This is a genomic window from Ruegeria sp. CDSC021 (genome assembly GCF_059610845.1).
In genome coordinates this window covers 1-19,284 of record NZ_JBXWOK010000020.1, presented here as the reverse complement: position 1 = coordinate 19,284, position 19,284 = coordinate 1, and the positions used below count along the sequence as shown (strand labels likewise).

General features: G+C 53.7%; 16 protein-coding genes. 4 read left to right on the top strand and 12 right to left on the bottom strand.

Annotation, left to right across the window (positions count from 1 at the left end; all coding sequences use genetic code 11):
- Positions 1 to 348: 348 nt before the first annotated feature.
- The 8 genes from AC2FGB_RS19680 to AC2FGB_RS19645 form a co-directional block, all read right to left on the bottom strand.
- The gene (locus AC2FGB_RS19680) at positions 349 to 1,653 is read right to left on the bottom strand and encodes an aminotransferase class III-fold pyridoxal phosphate-dependent enzyme (RefSeq protein ID WP_496690597.1); all 1,305 of its coding nucleotides are present in this window, start codon (positions 1,651 to 1,653) and stop codon (positions 349 to 351) included.
- Positions 1,654 to 1,705: 52 nt separating this feature from the next.
- The gene (locus AC2FGB_RS19675) at positions 1,706 to 3,268 is read right to left on the bottom strand and encodes a trimethylamine methyltransferase family protein (protein WP_496694672.1); all 1,563 of its coding nucleotides are present in this window, start codon (positions 3,266 to 3,268) and stop codon (positions 1,706 to 1,708) included.
- Complete coding sequence (locus tag AC2FGB_RS19670; RefSeq protein ID WP_496694671.1) at positions 3,261 to 4,493, bottom strand: aromatic ring-hydroxylating oxygenase subunit alpha; 1,233 nt, start codon at positions 4,491 to 4,493, stop codon at positions 3,261 to 3,263. Before AC2FGB_RS19670 ends, AC2FGB_RS19675 begins: the two co-directional genes overlap by 8 nt.
- Positions 4,493 to 6,553 (bottom strand): oxidoreductase, encoded by a 2,061-nt coding sequence (locus tag AC2FGB_RS19665; protein ID WP_496694673.1) that lies wholly within the window; start codon positions 6,551 to 6,553, stop codon positions 4,493 to 4,495. Before AC2FGB_RS19665 ends, AC2FGB_RS19670 begins: the two co-directional genes overlap by 1 nt.
- 61 nt (positions 6,554 to 6,614) lie before the next feature.
- Entirely contained in the window at positions 6,615 to 7,676 is a 1,062-nt protein-coding gene (locus tag AC2FGB_RS19660; protein WP_281973932.1) for an extracellular solute-binding protein, read from the bottom strand.
- Position 7,677: 1 nt separating this feature from the next.
- Positions 7,678 to 8,790 (bottom strand): ABC transporter ATP-binding protein, encoded by a 1,113-nt coding sequence (locus tag AC2FGB_RS19655; protein WP_496694670.1) that lies wholly within the window; start codon positions 8,788 to 8,790, stop codon positions 7,678 to 7,680.
- The gene (locus tag AC2FGB_RS19650; RefSeq protein WP_496690593.1) at positions 8,787 to 9,575 is read right to left on the bottom strand and encodes an ABC transporter permease; all 789 of its coding nucleotides are present in this window, start codon (positions 9,573 to 9,575) and stop codon (positions 8,787 to 8,789) included. Before AC2FGB_RS19650 ends, AC2FGB_RS19655 begins: the two co-directional genes overlap by 4 nt.
- On the bottom strand, positions 9,572 to 10,441 hold the full coding sequence (locus tag AC2FGB_RS19645; protein WP_496692079.1) for an ABC transporter permease: 870 nt from the start codon (positions 10,439 to 10,441) through the stop codon (positions 9,572 to 9,574). Before AC2FGB_RS19645 ends, AC2FGB_RS19650 begins: the two co-directional genes overlap by 4 nt.
- Before the next feature lie 109 nt (positions 10,442 to 10,550).
- On the opposite strand from AC2FGB_RS19645, the gene AC2FGB_RS19640 reads away from it, so the two are divergent.
- Positions 10,551 to 11,204: a TetR family transcriptional regulator C-terminal domain-containing protein gene (locus tag AC2FGB_RS19640; protein WP_496692080.1), complete on the top strand. Its 654-nt coding sequence runs from the start codon at positions 10,551 to 10,553 to the stop codon at positions 11,202 to 11,204.
- 446 nt (positions 11,205 to 11,650) lie between these two features.
- Positions 11,651 to 12,601, top strand: a complete 951-nt coding sequence (locus AC2FGB_RS19635; RefSeq protein ID WP_281996117.1) for a proline racemase family protein — start codon at positions 11,651 to 11,653, stop codon at positions 12,599 to 12,601.
- Between the two features lie 709 nt (positions 12,602 to 13,310).
- On the opposite strand, the gene AC2FGB_RS19630 is transcribed toward AC2FGB_RS19635, so the two are convergent.
- From AC2FGB_RS19630 to AC2FGB_RS19615, 4 genes are all read right to left on the bottom strand, one after another.
- On the bottom strand, positions 13,311 to 13,625 hold the full coding sequence (locus tag AC2FGB_RS19630; RefSeq protein ID WP_496694669.1) for a monooxygenase: 315 nt from the start codon (positions 13,623 to 13,625) through the stop codon (positions 13,311 to 13,313).
- Between the two features lie 30 nt (positions 13,626 to 13,655).
- Positions 13,656 to 14,033 (bottom strand): hypothetical protein, encoded by a 378-nt coding sequence (locus AC2FGB_RS19625; RefSeq protein WP_271952662.1) that lies wholly within the window; start codon positions 14,031 to 14,033, stop codon positions 13,656 to 13,658.
- 11 nt (positions 14,034 to 14,044) lie between these two features.
- The gene (locus AC2FGB_RS19620; RefSeq protein ID WP_496694668.1) at positions 14,045 to 14,488 is read right to left on the bottom strand and encodes a MarR family winged helix-turn-helix transcriptional regulator; all 444 of its coding nucleotides are present in this window, start codon (positions 14,486 to 14,488) and stop codon (positions 14,045 to 14,047) included.
- A 168-nt stretch (positions 14,489 to 14,656) separates the two neighbouring features.
- Positions 14,657 to 15,115: an Lrp/AsnC family transcriptional regulator gene (locus AC2FGB_RS19615; RefSeq protein WP_281973936.1), complete on the bottom strand. Its 459-nt coding sequence runs from the start codon at positions 15,113 to 15,115 to the stop codon at positions 14,657 to 14,659.
- Between the two features lie 113 nt (positions 15,116 to 15,228).
- Between AC2FGB_RS19615 and AC2FGB_RS19610 the strand changes: the two genes are divergently transcribed.
- Together AC2FGB_RS19610 and AC2FGB_RS19605 are read left to right on the top strand one after the other, a co-directional pair.
- Positions 15,229 to 16,434 (top strand): methionine gamma-lyase, encoded by a 1,206-nt coding sequence (locus tag AC2FGB_RS19610; protein ID WP_281973927.1) that lies wholly within the window; start codon positions 15,229 to 15,231, stop codon positions 16,432 to 16,434.
- A gap of 11 nt (positions 16,435 to 16,445) precedes the next feature.
- A complete protein-coding gene (locus AC2FGB_RS19605) occupies positions 16,446 to 18,821 on the top strand; it encodes a thiamine pyrophosphate-binding protein (RefSeq protein WP_496694667.1) in 2,376 nt (791 codons plus the stop codon).
- Positions 18,822 to 19,284: the final 463 nt, after the last annotated feature.

Genomic DNA, 19,284 nt, shown 5'->3' with positions numbered 1-19,284 from the left:
GGATCAATTGCTTAACGTCTTCACCTCGTCAGGCTCATAACCTGAAGGCCAAAGGTTCAAACCCTACTCCCGCAACCTAAATCACTACACAATATCAATATATTACACACCGTGCCAGAGCGGGCTTTTGCGTTGCGCCATCACAACTGAAAGCACCGTGGAAGCAAACAGTACGAGAAAAACACTGTGACGGACCCGTAATAGATAATGCCAACCCGTAGGATACCGTCGCTGTCAAAACCTTCTTCAAAACCGCCAAGGCCGAACGGTTTTGGCGGAGATCGTGGAGCATACGACAATACGCTGAAATGGCGGCCTCCGGGCTTTCGCAACAATAGCGCAAGCAATTCATTGGCCTCTAATCCCGCTGAGCCACGCACTTGTCGCTTCAAGCCCTTTTCGCAAGACAGCAAACATTTGCTCAATTTCACTTTCGCTAATGATTAGGGGCGGTGAAAGAACACACATGTTGATCACAGGTCGAACCAATAACCCACGTTTCTGGCATTCGATATCGATCTGGTTACCAATCTCGTAGTCGCACCCCAGATCGCTCTGGGGATCACCATCGACTGAGCATTGAACGCATCCCATCAACCCCATGCCGCGCACATCGGTAACGATGTCAATCTGACCCAACTGCTGTAGCTGATCCTGAAAAACTGGAGCGACCTTTCGAACGTGTTCGAGAAGCTTTTCCCGTTCAATAATTTCCATACTTTTCAGACCAGCGGCCGCGCTGACCGGGTGGCCAGAATAGGTGTAGCCATTTGAGAAGGTAGCATCTTTCCCTGCAACATCGGCGATCAATCTATCCGAGATAATCGCGGCGCCCATCGGTGCATACCCAGATGTCATTCCTTTGGCACAGGTGATTATGTCTGGCTGAATGCCAAAAACTGCCTCAGACGCGAACCAATGGCCCAAACGCCCGAAAGCCGTCACTACTTCGTCGGAGATGTATAGAACATCATACTTCTTGCAGATGTTTAGGCAACTTTCGTGATACCCTTTCGGCGGCACTATCACGCCACCAGAGGCAAGAACCGGTTCGGCGATAAAAGCGGCAACATTTTCTGGGCCAAGCGCCACAATGGCGTTTTCCAGGTCCGAAACTTTCTCTTTCAGAAAGCTCTCTTCGCTTTGACCAGGCGCACGATAAAGCGGATTCACGTCTGGCAAGAAATGTGCGAGGTCATCCGCCTTGTCGAGCCAAAGCCTGTCACGCTCTTTTCCACTGACGCTGGCCGCCAAAAAAGTGCTTCCATGATAAGCTTTTTGCCTTGAAATGATTTTCTTTTTCTCGGGGCGTCCCAAGAGGTTGTTGCGGAAATGAACAAACCGGATGGCCGTATCAACTGCGGTGGAACCGCCGGTGGTAAAAAAGACATTGTTCAAATCGCCCGGCGCACGTTTAGCGATTTCGCGCGCGAACCACGCAGTAGTCGAGTTGGAATTGTTAAAGGGCGAGAAATAGGCAAGGTTCCGAGCTTGCTCAGCCATGGCCTCGGCCATCTCCGCGCGCCCATAACCGATCTGAGTGCACCACATGCCTCCCGGTCCGTCGATCAAGCGTTCGCCTTTTTCGTTCACCACATGGATGCCGCTGGCACCTTCGATAAAAGTGCGGTCGTTTTCGCCCAATGTTGCCATCCCTTCCCACGGGTGCAGGAAGTGGTCGTTGTCCCAGTGCTTGACGTTAGAGTTATCCACGGCGGGCCATGCTTTCTGTGCTCATCACAATTGGGAATTCTTCGCGAACCTGAGCGTCTGAGGCGCCGAAGTAGTTGGGGAAATGGCTATCGAGAATGGAATTGACCTTGTCACGGGCACGGTCCAGAAGATCAGTTTTGCCTTCGTTTTCCCATGTGTCCGTGCGCTCACGATCCATGAGCCGTGGGTAGACGAATTCGCTGTTCATATAGCTCAGTGTGTGCGGGTTGCCGAGAAAATGACCAGGGTCGATGGCACACTGGTGGATCACATCCACCGCCATGGTTTCATCCGTGACTTCAATCCCGCGCAACGACCGCAGGATCATACCGCCCGCTTCGTCATCGATGACCATGCTTTCAAAACTGCATCCCATCAGGCTACCGATCATACCCCCGAACTCGCACAAACGATTGGCACCGGCATGAGCGGCAAGCGTGAAGGTTAGTGCCTTTTCCAACCCGTATTGCGCGTCGGGTATCTTAGCATCGGTCATGCCTGCGCCGACAGAGGTTGGAAGGCCATAAAAGTTACCCATCTGAATGGCTGCGGCCCCGATCAGAGCCTGTTCGCCACTGCCGCCGGTGAACGACCCGCTGCGCAGGTCAGTGATGAAGGGCCAGGCGGCAAAGCAGACCGGACAACCTGGTGTGATGAGGTTTACGATGGCAACGCAGGCCAGCGTTTCGGCCACGGTTTGCACCAGCGTTCCCGCAAGTGTAGCGGGGGCTGTGGCCCCGGCTTGAGGAGGCACCGCCAAATCAACCGTCAGGCCCAACTTGGCGGTATCAATCAGGATTTCCATGTTTTCCTTGCCGACCCGCAAGGGGGAAACCATGGGGCAGCCACCAAATATGACGCTTGGCTTTTTCATGAAAGCCCCTTCGCCACCTTGAGCAAAATCAAACATGCGGATGGCATGCGGAATATGGCTGCGGTCGCGAAAAGTCAGACAGGCCGGTTTTTGACTGCCTGCGAGCATGGCATAAATGGTGTTCATGTCGTGAGCGAAATCATCAGTCACATCGGTGGCCAAAACTGTGTCGCCCAGCATATGGATGTTGTCCAAACGGTCCACCAGACGGGTGAAATCATAGACATCGCGCAGGATCGACGGGCGATAAGTTTTGGTCTCGGAATCGAAAGTGGTGACGGCGGTGCCAGAGTTGGCGAAGTAAACGCTTTCTGCCGAGCAATGCATGTCGTCTTTGCCTTCACGCTCTCCGCGGGCATAGACGTAAAACTCCTTGGCCGCACCAGCCAGAATGTCTTCCATCAGGGCGCGTGGGAAGCACAGCCGATTGAGGTCATTCATCACCGCGCCCTTGGGCAGCACCAGATCAAGCAGTTCCGGGAAATGGTCGGTGACGCCCGTGTTTTCCAGAACGGTCAGGGCCGCTTTGTGGATGTTCTCCATATCTGTTTGGGTCAACGGCTTATAGCGTCCGCCGCTTAAGCCTCCACGCACGGCCTCGTTGCCCGTGGTCGCCTGTTGCACCTTTATGCGCGCGGCGCGCCCACCACCACCGCGACGGCGTGATTTTACCTCAGCCATTACCGGCCATCCTTTGTTCTGGTTCCGGACTGATCATGGCGAAATAGAAATCGTAAAAATCCTGGATCGCGGTTTCCATTTCACCCAAGGGGCCCGGTTGGAAGTATTGAGAATTAACGCCGGACTGGTTGTGGCGAATGATGCGTTCGTCATCCAAAGATGTGACATGCCAAAGCCAGGTCAGGTCTTCCTTGTCGTAATCCTGGCCTTCTTCGGCGTCAGCGCGAACCAGCCAGACCACCTGAATGTCGGTTTCCTGCAGACCACGTGGAACAAAGCGGTAACCCACCATGTGATCCGAATAGATCAGGAACCAATTCAATGGACCAATATCAAAGTCAGTTGCGCCACCGTCGAAGCCTTTCAGCGTTCCAAGCAATGGCGCAAGCGCCTCGCCCGATTTGCTGCCGGTTTTGTAACCTTGGTAAAGCGGGTAGCGCCGATAGTACCCGCTGGTGAATGGGGTGGGCGCAGCCTCGCCAACAAGCACCAATTCATCGGGTGTCAGCCCGACTTCTACAGCCCTTGCATTTAGCGGCTCGACCAAGCCAGCCATGTCTTGTGGCGATTTCAGGCTATGAGAACGAGAATATTCTTTGTGTGCTGGTCCGCAGTGGTAACATTCAAGATAGTTCTCAACCGCCAGTTTCCAATTCGCTGGAACCGGAAATGATGCCGTATGCGCAATTTTCAAATCGTCTAAACCATAGGGTTTGACCAAAGGCGCAAGTTGGCTGAGGACAGGATCTAGCGATGGCGTGTTTGCATCGGCACTGACAAAGATCAAGCCTTTAAAGACACTCACCTGAACGGGAAAGAGCCCGAATTTGGATGGGTCAAAGTGTTCCCCCATATTGTGGCCTGCACGTAGTTTTCCCGATAGCTCATATGTCCAGGCGTGATACGGGCAAGCAAGAACACGGGAGTTGCCAGACTGTTCAGTGCAGACGCGAGATCCACGATGGCGACAGACGTTCAAATGGGCACAAATTCCGCCATCGCGGTCGCGAACAATGATGATGGACTCCGGGCCATAGTCGAACAGAAAATAGTCTCCGGGGTTTGGGATTTGGCTGACATGCCCTGCCCAAAGCCAATTACGGTTCCAGACCTGGGCAATGTCATAGTCATAGATGTCTTGCGAGGTATAGAATTCACGCGGCAGCGCGTGGCCGTACTGGTGCGAGGCCATCAAAGCATCTAACTCAAACGGTCGGCTGTTCATCACGTTTCCTCCAAATCGATTATCTCGCGGCGAAACCAATCCTTGTCTGCTTCTGCCTTGAGGCGTTCAAAATCGCGTGCCGCGCGGTGGCCTGCGAAGACTGCGTCCACGATCAACCCCGGAGATGCGGCATCGCCTATAAGTTCGAGGGTCTTCAACCCAACCCCGCGTAAGCTGTCGTAAAGCGCTGTCTCTCGCTGGCGCTCGGTAACCAGAACTGTCGAGGCACAGGGAATACTCGCTTCGCGACCGGTAAAGGCACATCCGATGCGGGCCATGTCACTTTCGACCGCGGTCAGCACCTGATTACAGCGAATGTCGATGCCAAGTTCGATCAGACGAGCCTGAATACGGGGCTGCTCCAAAGTATGTACGGCGTAAGCAGAGACCAAACTCTCCGGCGTGACAAAGACCACCGGATATCCGGCAGCTGCCAGTTTTTCTGCAATCACACCTGCCAAATAGATATGGTCATCATCATAGATCATCACCGGGCCATTCGGAGGCAATATGCCGTTCATGATATCATCAGGTGTCAGCACTCTGGCGCTTTGCTCGATATGAGGCATACGGCGCTGGGTGTTTCGCCCCATGCCATCCGTACGCCAACGGCTGCCGGTGGCGACAAAGACGTGTTCGACGCCAAGCTCTGCCACCTGATCGCCGTCAAGTCTGCTGTCGGTGAACAACTGAACGTTGCCGCGCTGTTTCAGATCATTCAGGCGATAATCGACGACGCGCGACCAGGCCGCTAGGCCGGGAAGCCTGCTTTCCTTTGCGACACGTCCACCAAATTCAGCTGAGGCTTCGGCCAAGGTCACCTGATAGCCGCGCCGTGCGATTTGCATGGCACACTCAAGACCCGCGGGTCCGCCACCGATTACCAGTGCTTCCGCCTCGCTTTTTTTCGGTGCAATGATCTCGGGGTGCCAGCCGCGACGCCATTCCTCGCCCATAGTCGGGTTTTGAGTGCAGCGGATCGGAATACCCAGATTGTCCGAAGACACGCAGATGTTGCAGCCGATGCATTCGCGAATTTCGTCGATCCTGCCTTCTTCAATCTTCTTCGGTATGAACGGGTCCGCAATAGAAGGTCGCGCCGCTCCGATAAGGTCGACAATACCTTTCTTGACCATCGACAGCATCATATCGGGGGAGGTCAGGCGACCGACACCTACCACGGGTTTCCGTGTGATCTGTTTGACGTGGGACAGAAACGCGTTCTGATAACCATCTTCCGGCTGGAATCTGGTTGTGGCACTGTCATTGGACCAGTCGGCCACATTCACATCCCATAGGTCAGGAAGATCGGCCAAAAGCTCGACCACGGCACGGCCTTCTTCTGCGGCCTGCATACCGTCGGCGCCCACCATCTCATCAATGGCAAAGCGGAGCGCCACAGCGCAGCTGTCACCTACAGCTTCGTGGGTATCTTCCAGCAATTCGCGCGTCAGGCGCACGCGATTTTCAAGCGACCCGCCATATTCATCACTACGCTGGTTCATATGAGGCAGCATGAAATGTTGCGCCAAAGTCATGTTATGTCCGGCATAGACGTAAATGATGTCAAATCCGGCATCTTTCGCGCGCAGGGCGGCCTCGCGATGCCAGCGGCGGAATTCCCAGATATCGGCCTTATCCATGGCCTGCGCCTGCTTGGGATGCGTCGTATCGACGGACATCTCGGACGGAGCAAGAACCGGGGCGCGGGTCAGCAGGTTCTGCGCATGATTGCCATTATGTACCAGCTGGATGGCCGCCAACGCACCATGTGCATGTACTGCATCTGTCATCAACCGCAACGCAGGCACATCGCGTCCATCCCACAATCGCCCCTCGGCATAGGGGGACAAGTCCGAGGTCGGGTGTATCTCGGTCTCCTGATTGGAAACCACTGCCCAACCACCTTCAGCCTTCATTCCGCGGACGGCAGCATCCGCCCGTGGCCTGAGGTGTCCCAGCCCGGTGCAATGCGGCACCTGATAAAAGCGGTTTCTGGCTGTGACGGGCCCGATCTGAATCGGTTCGAAGAGCAGAGCGTATGGGTTCGCGTCCGACATAATCACGCGTTTTTCCTATATTTGGGTTCCGGAGCCCGAAGGCCCCGGAAATATGGTTGTGTTAGAATCCGGCTTTGATCCGTTCAAATTCTGCCAGCATTTTTGCCTCCAACTCGGGATTCACCGCATCAAAGAACAAACTGCTTTCGAAGAAGCTTTTCGGATCGGCAAAACCATAGGCTTCGATATTGGCTTGATCGGCGACTTCGAACGCTTTTGCGTTGGAATGCGGGTAGCCCCAGTTGTCGATGATGTATTGGCCGCTTGCAGGATCAGTGAGCGCGTTCAACAGATCATAGACCTGATCGACCGGTGTCGTGGAAGACTTCAGATGCACGTAGCCACAGGCCCAGGTCGCGATACCTTTGTCGACGTCACGCATCATGGCGGCAGGCACTTCGTTCCAGATCAGGTTCAGTTCGGACTGGTTCCAGGCCCAACCCATTTCGATCTCACCGCTGGTCATGGCCTGATCAAACTGACCCGCATCGGACCAGTAAAAGCGCATGTTTGGGTGGATTGAGCGCAGAAAATCCGATGCTTCTTTGAACTGCTCATCGCTCAGATTAGTGTAATCATCAGCGTTTCCAGTGGCCAGCGCAGCCAGGGCATATGCAGACGACGCCGCATCCGGGATCGCGATCTTACCTGCATAGGCCGGGTCAGCCAGCAATTGCAGCGAGATATCATCCCCCGAGATTTTGTCGGTGCGATAGATAAGACCCGTGTTCCCCCACTCGAACGGCAACATGTAAAGCTGGCCGTCCAGGACGATGGCGTCGACTTCCTTAATCTCAGGTAAAACATCGGCCCAGTTGGTCAGTTTGCTTTCATCCAGGGGCTGGATCAGGTCGGCTGCGACCCATTTCCGGACCGCGTCAGAACAAGGATGCGCCAGATCAGCCGTGAAACCCGAACTCAGTTTCGTGAAGGCTTCCTCCTGACTTCCAAAATAGGAATAGCTTGGCGCCTCATCCCCGTATTTTTCCATGTAGCTGGCAAAGAACCCGGGGTCTTCATATCCCGACCAGTCAAAAACCGTTAGATCAGCGCCACCTGCTATGGCACTTCCCGTGCTTATTGCCGTCGCACATGCGAAGGCCGCAATTCCCTGAACTCTCATTTTATCCTCCCACTATTTTACTATGGTCTGTACCAAGATCGATCACGCTTGCACCCTGAAGCCCCAGCCAAACTGCGTCGCCGCGTTTGAAATCGACCGTGTGAAAGTAGTTGGGAACCGAGACCGAGATTGGCTTTTCGGCTCCCGCAACCTGAATGTGATAGTGAATGTTCTCGCCATAGAAGGCGACATTGCTGACAGTGCCTTGAACCGTTGATGGATAGTCTTCTGGCTTTTCAGCAGCGATTTCCAATTGTTCCGGGCGAATACCGATGTTCATGTCTTTAGAGCTGGTCGCAACGTTGGGATTTCTCTCAATCTCAATCCGCCCGAAGGCGGCTGCATCGATCGACAACATATTGCCGGTTTCGCCCGACAACTGGGCAGGCAGTATGTTCATCTCACCGATGAAACTGGCCACTTGCTGATCACAGGGACGGGCATAAAGCGTGGTTGGTGTATCCACCTGCTTGAGCCGTCCGTCGAACATCACACCGATGCGGTCGGACATGGTCATCGCCTCATATTGGTCGTGTGTGACCATCACGAAAGTGATGCCAAGCGATTGCTGCAGGTTGCGCATTTCAAACTGCATCTGTTCGCGCAATTTCTTGTCGAGAGCTGACAAGGGCTCGTCCAGCAACAACACCTTGGGTCGCATGATCAGCGCCCGGGCAAGCGCCACCCTTTGCCGCTGCCCACCCGACAACTCACTTGCGCCGCGATCCTGAAGACCGCCCAGCTCGACCATTTCCAGGGCTTCGGCTACGCGCTGTTCGATCTCGGCCTTGGGGGCCTTGCCCCGTAATCCATAGGCCACGTTGTTTCCGACGTTCAGGTGCGGGAAGATCGCGTAGCTCTGAAAGACCATGTTCGTTGGACGGTTGTTGGCAGGCACACCTTCCATATCCTGACCGTCGATCAGCACGGTACCCGCGGTCGGTTCCTGGAAGCCCGCGATCATCCGCAATACCGTAGTCTTGCCGCATCCCGAGGGGCCGAGGAGCGAGAAAAACTCGCCCTCTTTGAGATCGAGATCGATCCCGCTGGCCGCCAGGAATGTGCCATAGCGCTTTTCGACGCCCCTGAGTTCTATGATGTTTCTGTCTGTCATCGGACCTCTGATGCGGATGAGCGGCGGCGGAAGTACTCGGCCAGCACCAATAGCAGAACCGAGGTAAGCAGCAGGATAGAACCCAAGGCCAAAACGTTTGGAAGCTTGGCGGGGAAACGGATCTGGCTCCAGATATAGACCGGCAGGGTTGGCTGGTTGCCGGACAGGAAAAAGGCCAGGACGAACTCATCGAAGCTGACCGTAAAAGTGACCAGCATGCTGGCTACGATACCGGGGGAAACGACCGGCAGCGTCACGCGACGGAAGGTTTCGAACACGCCGACGCCCAGATCGTAAGATGCCTCTTCCAGCGACGCGTCGAAGTCATCGAACGCGGACTTCAAGATCGAAACGGAAAATGGTAGCGCAAGAAACGTATGGCCCAGAACAACGGTCAGCAAAGACGGCTTTAGACCGAGAAACAGAAACAGGACCAGCATTGAAGAGGCCACGATAATGCCAGGGATAACCAAAGGCAGCATCACCAAACCTTCGGCTGCACGCTGGCCCCGAAAACGGTATCGAACAAAGGCGCGCGCAGCGAACAGACCCATGGCGGTGGATAGAAGTGCGACGACCGTGCCAACACCAAGCGAATTCCAAAGGGCCTGGATCAACGTGTCCTGCTCGCCCAGCTTCCGGTACCAGTCCAGCGTCCACCCCTTGATCGGAAAGGCAACGATAGTACCGCTGTTGAACGAGAACAAAGGTAGGAACAGAACCGGCAGGTACAGAAAAACCAAATACAGGAAAGCATAGGCTGTCAGGGTCGAGGGGCGCTTCATCTGATCCTCCTCCCAAGCTGGGTGGCGGTAATGACAAACACGATGGCGACGAAGCCGACCGACAGCATCGCGATCAGCGAAAGTGTGGCGCCAAGAGGCCAGTTGTTAGCGGCCCCGAACTGCACCTGAATAAGATTGGCGATCATCTTCCCGTCCGACCCGCCGACCAGTGCCGGTGTTACGTAGTCACCGACAGTCGGAATGAAGATGATCAGGCAAGCGGCGATAATACCTGGTATCGTCAGCGGCAGCGTCACCCGCATGAAGCGTTGCAAAGGACTGTTGCCGAGGTCGGTGGCGGCCTCCAACAGGCTTGGATCGATCTTCTGCAACGAGACATAGATCGGCAGGATCGCAAAAGGTGCCCAGGCATGGGCAAGCGTCAGTACGACAGCGAATTCATTGTAGAGTAAGAAGTCGAGCGGTTCGTCGATCAGACCAAGCATCAGCAGTGCAGAATTCATCACCCCGTTGAACCCAAGGATGAGTTTCCAAGCAAATACGCGCAGCAGATAGCTGGACCAAAACGGAATGGTGATGAGCAGAAGCCAGATAGTCTTTTTCCGGGCCTTCATCGCGATGAAGTACGCGATGGGATAAGCCAGTGCGACAGTGACTACCGTAACTGCTCCGGCAATCCAGATCGACCTTAGCATTAAGTGTCGAACCAGCGGATCAGCAAACGCGTCGCTATAGTTTTTCAGCGTCGGCGTCTTGTCGAGCGTTACGTAGGTTTGTGTCCAGAATGAATAGGCGATCAGGATCACCAAAGGCGCCGCCACCAGAAAGCCCACGTAAGCCGTGGCTGGTGCGCTGAGGGTATAACCCCGGGACGCTTCGCTACGAAAAATCACCCTATCTCCCATCTCGGTACTTACGAGTCTATAATGGACGATCGTCCATTTAATGTTGCGCCAGAAAGGCCTTTCGTGTCAATCTTCCTGTGAGCCACCCATATGAGAAGACCTTAAGCTAATGGAATCATTGAATAGAGTGACAGAGCCTAAAGGAAGAAAGCGTAGCTCGAAGCGCGATCCGGAAGCCAACAGGCAGCTTCTGATCAAGGCGACACTGGATACTATTGCTGATATTGGAGTCACCGATACTTCGGTCAGTCGCATTTGCGAGCGCTCAGGTCTGTCGCGCGGAATGATCCATTTGCATTTCGGGGGGAAGGACAATTTGCTGACCGCAGCGGCCCAGCATTTCAGTACCGAGTATTATGCCGAGATGGACAGAATGACCGATCTGGGCTCGGATGCATCGCCCGAAGAGCGAGTGATGGCTGTGATCGAGGCGGATCTGTCCGAAGCTTTGCTCAATCCACGAAGTACGAAAATCTGGCATGCATTCCGAGGCATCGCGAGCTCACACCCTGGTATTGCCCGATACAGCAGCACTCAGGATCCCAAACTTGTCGAGACTTTGCGGCGTGCGTTCACGGAGATAGCCCAACAAAACGGACATGATCCGAACTTGGTGAATGATGCCACCAGCGGAACGTTGGCCTTACTGGAAGGTATGTGGGTAAATTACCTTACCGATATGCAGGTTTTTTCGCGACGACGCTCTGCTGAACTTATTCGAAGATTTTTAGGTGGACTTTTTCCAGGAAAATTCAAGTTGTGAGCCTTCACGACGCTCAGGTTTGAGATGGAAACAATGCCTCTTCTTGGAAAGCAACTACTGGTATTGGTGAGGCTTCTAGCCTCTAAGCAGCATCCACCCAGCCTTTGAAAAATCTCGACGTCCGCTGTGCGCTATTAGCGGACTTTCACAATTAAACTTTGTAGTCCGAGATGCGCAACAAAGTGAGGTTTTGCAGCATTATTGACGTCGTGGTGTGGCTACGCACCCGTTGGTCCAATCTTCAAGCTGGTCGGGAAAAGCATCGACTGACTTCGCTCGGCGCCTGCGATAAATCTCGACATACATGCCTCCAGCCTTTGCCGAAAAGCATACATCATCCAGAGTTTTCACACAGACTCAGTCCAATACACCATCAGCTGAAAGCAAGCATGGATGTTTGCAGCCAGAAGCTACAAGGTAGCACACGATATCCAGGACACCGAACAATGCCTAAAAAACACCAGGGACAAACGGTTGCGATAGATGTTGATCTCGCTGGAGATATTCTTCGAGTGGCGGTTTCTGGTCTTCCTAAACTAGTTTCTAGGAACGCGGCTAGCGCCTTGCTGGAGCTTCGTTCGGATCACGAACAGTTTCGGGGGTTTTTGAACCTCCCACCAAATGGAAACCACCTCATCAACTCTTGCCTACTCTATCCACCCTTTGAGCAAGGTACCGATGGGGCACTTTTTCTAGCCTCTCAGTTTGCATACGCACCATATGCCGGAACCGCACTCATGGCTGCAGCCACCATAATTGCGAGCGCGAAGCGTCAAGCATTAGCCAAAGATCAACAAGTTGTTGCTTTGGAAACAGCAAATGGTGTCATGGAAGTACAAGTAACCCGAACAGATAGCGTTATGACACATGCCAAGTGGTTTACTGTCAAGCCCAAGCTATTGATTAATAATCAAATATTGAATCTTCCTCTAAGTGGAAACATTCCAGTTTCTCTAGTCGATGCCGGGTTGCCGTATTTGGTTGTCGATGCAGACTATCTAGGTATTTCGCTTAGTGAGCGCCAAAAATTGACCAACGCTGCAATTGAGTTAAGCGGGGCGGCTAGTAAACAATTTCCGATGTCCAATTTTGGTATTGGCGGCAGCTACGGTAAATACTTGGTCATGTTCAGTTCGAAATCAGGGAAGAACCATATTAAAACTGTCTGGGCCTCTGAAAAGGGAGAACTGGCAAATTCGGCTGGGGGGACAGGCGCATTGTCTGTTGTGGTGGCGTGCGAGGGCAACGGGTCAATATCTCCCGGCAGGTCCGTGACAATCGAAGCACCGGGCGGAATTTTTGAATGCCAAGTTGTCGGTCAATTCGCCACTGTATCAGCAGAAGTTAGGATCGTTGCAAGGCATAGCTTTCCTTCTTTTTACTACGCTAATCCGTAAGGCAGCTTTTTAAATTGGGTGTTTGGGTGCAGAACCCTAACAAACCGAGCAACTGAATTCCATTCTGCCAGAACCCGTTGTGGCGCCTTAATTGCAACCCAGTGCCTGGTAGGGCCACTGAAAGCTTCGGACATTGCCGACGAGAGTATTGGGCCGACCCCCGACGAATATTCGGAAAGGCCTTCTGCGGGCAAGTTTTTCGCCCATCTTCACTAAAATCTGGGTTTTTTGGCTCAATCAGCCCAAATCGGACATTGGTCGTGGCAGTAAAGAACGACAGGAGTACATTAAAGGCACCAAAATCAGCGTGCTTTCTTGATCTTTATTTTGTCAAGCTTCGCTCTGCTCTTGGTCGATTCCTCAGAGCGCGTGAGAGCTTTGGCAATGGCCTTCAAGCCCATCCCCTTTGACACCAGTAGGTGCAATTTTGAATTTCCTCTTGTGTCCAAGCTTGACGGTGACGCTCAAATCGTTCTGCCATGGTTTTCGTCTACCTTATCAATGTGTCTGATCTGTCATAAAGCATGGTGGTCGTGTTGACGCCAGCTCAAGCAAAATCACGAGTATCTTAGTGAAGCAGCGGTGATACCAAACGCGACAAATGACAGACCCAGCCCAAAGCGGACAATCAAGACCAAACTTTGCAATTCCGGATAGCGGACCGAACCGGACATCAACGTTGAGCGTGCCAATGTCCGGTCATTGCTCGCTAGCCTTCAAGTGGGGCTCGGTTGACGCGACTGACCTCCTCCATAATGTCGAAAATATGGTCGGCGGTCACTGTGATCCCTATCGCTTCCAGGCGCTTCAGGTGCATTATTTTATAGCTTTCCAGATATTCGCGGTTCCGAAACAGGTATGTGGACCCATAGTGATTGGTTCCATCTTCGACAGTCCAAATCTTCCAGATTATTCCTGGCTCCTCCGCGATACTCTTTGCAAGTTGCTCGGTGCCGGCGAGAAATTCTTCTGTGATCGGACCTTCATAGGTCATATGCAGATCCCAGACTTTCAGTGTACTCATGTTTAGTTTCCTTTGTGAGTTTGGGAAAGTTCAGCGGTTTTTCCCGAGTTGGTAGAAGCATAGGACCGCAAGCAAGGCGAAGAAGATGGGGTCAGACCAGCCAAACCCGGTGAAAACTCCTGTCAGGCAAGCGTAAAGCGTGATGATGACGCCAAGTAGATTGGTCCACATCAATCCCGTGAGAAGGGCGATTGCAGCTTCACTGCCATGTTCTACGTCCCGAAACAGGAAGCTGATGATCCCGATGCCGCCCAGAAATATCGAGTTATGCTGTGACAGGAACACAGCGTATTGGTCGTTTAATTGCAGGCCGTAGTTTGGCCAGAGGATGGCCGGGGCAAAGAACAGCGCGAGCGCGAACAACATGTAAATCACGCCATGCACGGTCAGGAGTGTTTTGTTAGGCATGTTACGACTTTCTAAGGTTGAGGCAGTTTTTTTCGGAGTTGGTTGAGTGTCTTGATCGTCTGGCGTTTGTCCTGCACGCTGAGATCACCAAAAATCTGTTCCAGAGCTTGATTGTGGAGTGGCAGGAATTCGGCCACTTTTTGGCGCCCGGCTGCGGTCAATAACAGAACACGCGCCCGTCTGTCGGTTTCATCGACACTCTTTTCCACCCATCCGGCTTGAACCAGGTTTTTGACAACCACATCCAGGTTGCCGGATGTAGACAGTGTCAGCCGCATCAGATCGTTGATTGACAGCGGACCCTTGTTGCTAAGTGTTTCCAGCGCGTCCCATTGTGGCGCTGTAAGGCCCGCCGAACGAAACGCAGACACCATAGCGCGCATGAATAATTGCTGACTGCGTAGCAGGGCCAGCACCAGGGTTTGGTTTTCTCGGGCTTGATTTATATGTCTCATGTTGCGCATGTATCCCTAGTTAGGGATAAATTCAAGTACTCCCCATAGAATGACCTAATCCACTCATTCGTTCGATGTGCAGCATTTGTTGGAATGACGCATAAAGCGAGCTTTCGCTGCATCTGCGCTAATGTCCGTAATCATTTCATCTCAGTTCATCAAGCAACGTTACTCTGTCACTGGAAATACATTTGTCTTCTTGACAACTCCGTAGACAAAGCTGCTGTCCATGGAGGCAATACCTCCAAGAGGATGCAACTTTCTGCGAACGAATTTTTCGTAATCTGAAAGATCAGCCACGACCACACGAAGCAGGTAATCCGATGAGCCGGTCATAACGAAACACTCCAGTACCTGGTCAATCCGCGCAATGGCTGCTTCGAATTTCTTTACTGTCGCTTCAGTATGGCTTTCCAGTTTGACGTGAACGAATACCGTTACCGGCAACCCGTAGGCCTCGGCGTCTATGTTGGCGCTATAGCCGGTGATGATTCCATTTTGCTCGAGCAGCTTCAGCCGCCTCAGACAGGGCGAAGGTGACAAGTTCACCTCTGCTGCCAGGTCTTGATTCGTCATTCGACCATTGCGCTGCAACGCTCGAATGATCTGTTGGTCTTTACGGTCTATTTTTTTCATAGATTAGCATATACTGCTACAAACGAGGTAGTATAAGACATTTTTGGAATATTTTGCCACTCGTGTCGTCATACTCTGCTTCTTGAAAACCAAGGAGTCACCCAATGCGCAACCGCCCCGACAGCTTCTCCACTCTTGCCATTCACCATGGCTATAACCCGATGGAAAACGAAGGAGCGTTGACGCCTCCGCTGCATCTGACCTCGACATTCGCTTTCGAAACCGCGGAAGCAGGCGGTGCGATGTTCGCGGGCGAGCAGGCAGGGCATGTTTATTCGCGCATCTCGAACCCGACTTGCGATTTGCTGGAGCAACGCATCGCGGTGCTTGAGGGGGCAGAGGCAGGATTGGCCCTGGCCTCGGGGATGGGGGCGATCACTGCAACGATGTGGACTCTTCTTGCCCCGGGGGATGAGGTCATTCTCGACAAGACGCTCTATGGCTGCACATTTTCCTTCATGCGGCACGGGCTGGCAAAATTCGGTGTGACAGTGACCCATGTGGATCTGACGGAGCCGGAAAACCTGATAGAGGCGATCAGCGGAAAAACCAAGGTGGTCTATTTTGAAACACCCGCCAATCCGAATATGCGCCTTGTAGATATCCAGTCTGTATCAGCCATTGCCCATGCCAACGGCGCCTACGTGGTGGTGGATAATACCTATGCCACGCCCTATCTGACCCAGCCAATCAAACATGGCGCAGATATCGTTCTGCACTCGGCGACGAAATATCTAGGCGGTCACGGAGATGTTGTTGCAGGGTTGCTGGCCGGATCGACCGAGCTGGTGACTGAAATCCGCCTCTATGGGATGAAGGATATGACCGGCGCGGTCATGGCCCCGTTTAACGCGATGCTCATACTGCGCGGCCTCAAGACACTGGAATTGCGCATGGATCGGCATTGCAGCAGCGCTGCGACCATCGCCGAATATCTGGAGCAATCCGCCGGTGTGCGAAAGGTCTGGTATCCGGGACTGAGCAGTTTCGAACAGCATGATGTCGCGCAGCGGCAGATGTCCAAATTCGGCGGCATGATTGCATTTGAACTGGATGGCGGTCTGGAAGCAGGGCGCGCGATGATGAACAGACTGCAAATGATCACCCGCGCCGTATCATTGGGAGATGCTGAAACACTGGTGCAGCACCCGGCCAGCATGACCCACTCTACCTATACGCCTGAAGAACGCGCCGCACATGGCATCAGCGATGGGCTGGTGCGATTGTCCATTGGCCTGGAGGGGATCGACGACGTGATCCACGATCTCGAACAAGCCTTGCCAAGACCCCCTGTCCGCAGCGCAGCTTAAGGAAATTGACCATGTCCATTGTACTCAAAACAATTGAACAACGTTTGCTGTGGCTGTCCCACTGGATGATCCACCATGCGAACCACATTCGGCCCAAAGCTGACGGGATCAAGGTTGGCGGGCATCAGGCGTCTTCGGCGTCGATGGTATCGATCATGACCGCGTTATATTTTCAGACCCTGCGCCCGGAAGATCGCGTAGCAGTCAAACCGCATGCATCGCCGGTCTTTCACGCGATTCAGTATCTGATGGGCAACCAGACCCGTGAGAAGTTGGAGAACTTTCGCGGATTTGGTGGCGCGCAAAGCTATCCTTCCCGCACGAAAGATATCGATGACGTGGATTTTTCGACCGGTTCGGTGGGCCTTGGCGTTGCTATCACCTCGTTTGCGTCACTTGTGCAGGATTATGTACAGGCCAAATCCTGGGGCGATACGCAAAAGCTTGGACGCATGATCGCATTGGTTGGCGATGCTGAGCTGGACGAAGGCAATATCTATGAGGCACTGCAAGAGGGATGGAAGAACGATCTGCGTAATTGCTGGTGGATCATTGATTATAACCGCCAGTCATTGGACGGCGTCGTGCGTGAAGGACTGTTCCAACGGATTGAGCAAATCTTCGACGCCTTCGGATGGGATGTTGTGCGGGTTAAATACGGCGCTTTGCAACGCGCTGCGTTTAAAGAGCCGGGCGGAGAGAAGCTGCGTCAATGGATTGATCAGTGCCCCAACCAGCTCTACTCGGCACTGACCTTCATGGGGGGCGCGGTGTGGCGCGAGCGACTGATGGAAACCCTCGGCGATCAAGGCGACGTAAGCGCGTTGCTTGATGCGCGCAGCGATGACGAACTGGCCGCTCTGATGGAAAATCTGGGTGGGAACTGCGTCACCACCATGGCAGATACCTTCGCCGCAATAGATCACGACCGCCCGGTCTGTTTCCTTGCCTATACGATCAAGGGCTGGGGGACGCCGATTGCTGGCCACAAGGACAACCATGGTGGGTTGATGAACAAGACTCAGATGGCCGAATGGAAGAAATTCATGGGTGTTACTGAGGGTGATGAATGGGAGCGCTTTGCCACCATCGCAGACCCGGCAGCGTTTGAGAAAATGCTGGCAAAGACGCCCTTCTTCGCCAGCGGGCCGCGCCGATACTCAGATGACGTTATCGACGTCCCCTCAGTTGAGTTGGATCCGGGTCGTGAAATCTCGACTCAAATGGCATTCGGCAAGATTCTGGATGAGCTGTCCAAAGGCAACAGCGCGCTGGCCGAGCGGATCGTGACGACCTCTCCGGATGTGACCGGCACAACCAATCTTGGCCCTTGGGTCAATCGCAGGAAACTGTTTGCGCGCACCCATCAATCCGACACTTTCAAGGCTGAAAATATCCCCTCCACCGCGAAGTGGGAGTTTACACCAGATGGTCAGCATATCGAACTTGGCATTGCTGAAATGAACCTGTTTTTGCTTCTGGCGGCGGCAGGGCTTTCGCACTCGGTTTTTGGCAAAAGGCTTATTCCCATTGGAACGGTCTATGATCCTTTTGTGTCCCGTGGCTTGGATGCGTTGAATTACGCCTGTTATCAGGATGCCCGTTTCATGATCGTGGGCACGCCCTCTGGCGTCACTTTGGCGCCGGAAGGCGGGGCGCATCAATCAATCGCGTCGCCGCTGATTGGCATGTCGCAAGACGGGTTGGCCGCATTTGAGCCCGCCTTTGCGGATGAATTGGCGGTCATCATGGAATGGGCCTTTGCCTATATGCAAAAAGATGGCGAGGGAGATCCCGATGAACGCACCTGGTTGCGCGACGAGACCGGCGGTTCGGTCTATTTACGTCTGACGACCAACCCGATTGAGCAGCCCGGTAAACGCGTGGATGACGATTTCCGTCAGGGGGCCATCGACGGTGCCTATTGGCTACGCAAACCGGGACCGAACTGCGAAGTTGTCATTGCGTATCAGGGCGCGGTTGCCCAGGAGGCCATCAGGGCAGCGGGCCATATCGCCCAGGGGCGGCGGGATGTCGGCGTTCTGGCAGTGACCTCTGCCGACCGGTTGAACGCCGGCTGGACTGCAGCGCAACGGGCGCGCACAAATGGCATTCGGGGCGCTGAGGCACATATCGAAACGCTGCTGGCAGATGTGCCGCGCGACTGCGCATTGATCACAGTGATCGACGGACACCCGGCAACGTTGTCCTGGTTGGGTGCCGTTCATGGCCACAAAACGATTCCGCACGGTGTGGAGCATTTCGGCCAAACCGGGTCAATTGCGGATTTGTACAGTCATTTCCGCATTGACGCTAACGCGTTGATCCAATCAGTAGGCGAATTGTCCCATGGTCGTAAAATCCCTCAGATTGTGGCTATAGCATAGCAGCAGCAGACATTGGATCACGTTGCTGCGTCTGCAACTATGGGCTCTCCTGTCGCCACTCTCTGCGGAGCGCTTCAACTGGTGGTAAGAGCCCATTTCGTGAGTCCGATTTTCATGCTGCGTGCGCTCGCGGTGTGGGAAATGCTGCGGTAGCGTAAAGTATGGTGCTGTCGGGCAGCGGGAAAAGCCGCCATTCGTGCAGAGTGCAGCAAAGATCAGGGACTGAATTCACACATCGCGGACGAAGCTGACCTTGATGGTCACAGACTGAACGTCGGCTTCTGGCATCGTTGCGTGTGCTCTTCCTACAGGGCAAATAAAAACGGGCGGTCCGTTTCGAGCAAACTTACAATACCGGGCAATATTCTTATTCTATCTTCTTCTTTCCAACTAGGGTCAGGACTCATAGCCAATAGATGACGAGAGCTGCGATGGCGATTGCTGAGAGGAAGACCTTCGGGCA

Bases quoted from the DNA above. Each gene is read 5' to 3' on its own strand.
- AC2FGB_RS19680 (WP_496690597.1), bottom strand. From the start codon at position 1,653: ATGGCAACATTGGGCGAAAACGACCGCACTTTTATCGAAGGTGCCAGC.
- AC2FGB_RS19675 (WP_496694672.1), bottom strand. From the start codon at position 3,268: ATGGCTGAGGTAAAATCACGCCGTCGCGGTGGTGGTGGGCGCGCCGCG.
- AC2FGB_RS19670 (WP_496694671.1), bottom strand. From the start codon at position 4,493: ATGAACAGCCGACCGTTTGAGTTAGATGCTTTGATGGCCTCGCACCAG.
- AC2FGB_RS19665 (WP_496694673.1), bottom strand. From the start codon at position 6,553: ATGTCGGACGCGAACCCATACGCTCTGCTCTTCGAACCGATTCAGATC.
- AC2FGB_RS19660 (WP_281973932.1), bottom strand. From the start codon at position 7,676: ATGAGAGTTCAGGGAATTGCGGCCTTCGCATGTGCGACGGCAATAAGC.
- AC2FGB_RS19655 (WP_496694670.1), bottom strand. From the start codon at position 8,790: ATGACAGACAGAAACATCATAGAACTCAGGGGCGTCGAAAAGCGCTAT.
- AC2FGB_RS19650 (WP_496690593.1), bottom strand. From the start codon at position 9,575: ATGAAGCGCCCCTCGACCCTGACAGCCTATGCTTTCCTGTATTTGGTT.
- AC2FGB_RS19645 (WP_496692079.1), bottom strand. From the start codon at position 10,441: ATGGGAGATAGGGTGATTTTTCGTAGCGAAGCGTCCCGGGGTTATACC.
- AC2FGB_RS19640 (WP_496692080.1), top strand. From the start codon at position 10,551: ATGGAATCATTGAATAGAGTGACAGAGCCTAAAGGAAGAAAGCGTAGC.
- AC2FGB_RS19635 (WP_281996117.1), top strand. From the start codon at position 11,651: ATGCCTAAAAAACACCAGGGACAAACGGTTGCGATAGATGTTGATCTC.
- AC2FGB_RS19630 (WP_496694669.1), bottom strand. From the start codon at position 13,625: ATGAGTACACTGAAAGTCTGGGATCTGCATATGACCTATGAAGGTCCG.
- AC2FGB_RS19625 (WP_271952662.1), bottom strand. From the start codon at position 14,033: ATGCCTAACAAAACACTCCTGACCGTGCATGGCGTGATTTACATGTTG.
- AC2FGB_RS19620 (WP_496694668.1), bottom strand. From the start codon at position 14,488: ATGAGACATATAAATCAAGCCCGAGAAAACCAAACCCTGGTGCTGGCC.
- AC2FGB_RS19610 (WP_281973927.1), top strand. From the start codon at position 15,229: ATGCGCAACCGCCCCGACAGCTTCTCCACTCTTGCCATTCACCATGGC.
- AC2FGB_RS19605 (WP_496694667.1), top strand. From the start codon at position 16,446: ATGTCCATTGTACTCAAAACAATTGAACAACGTTTGCTGTGGCTGTCC.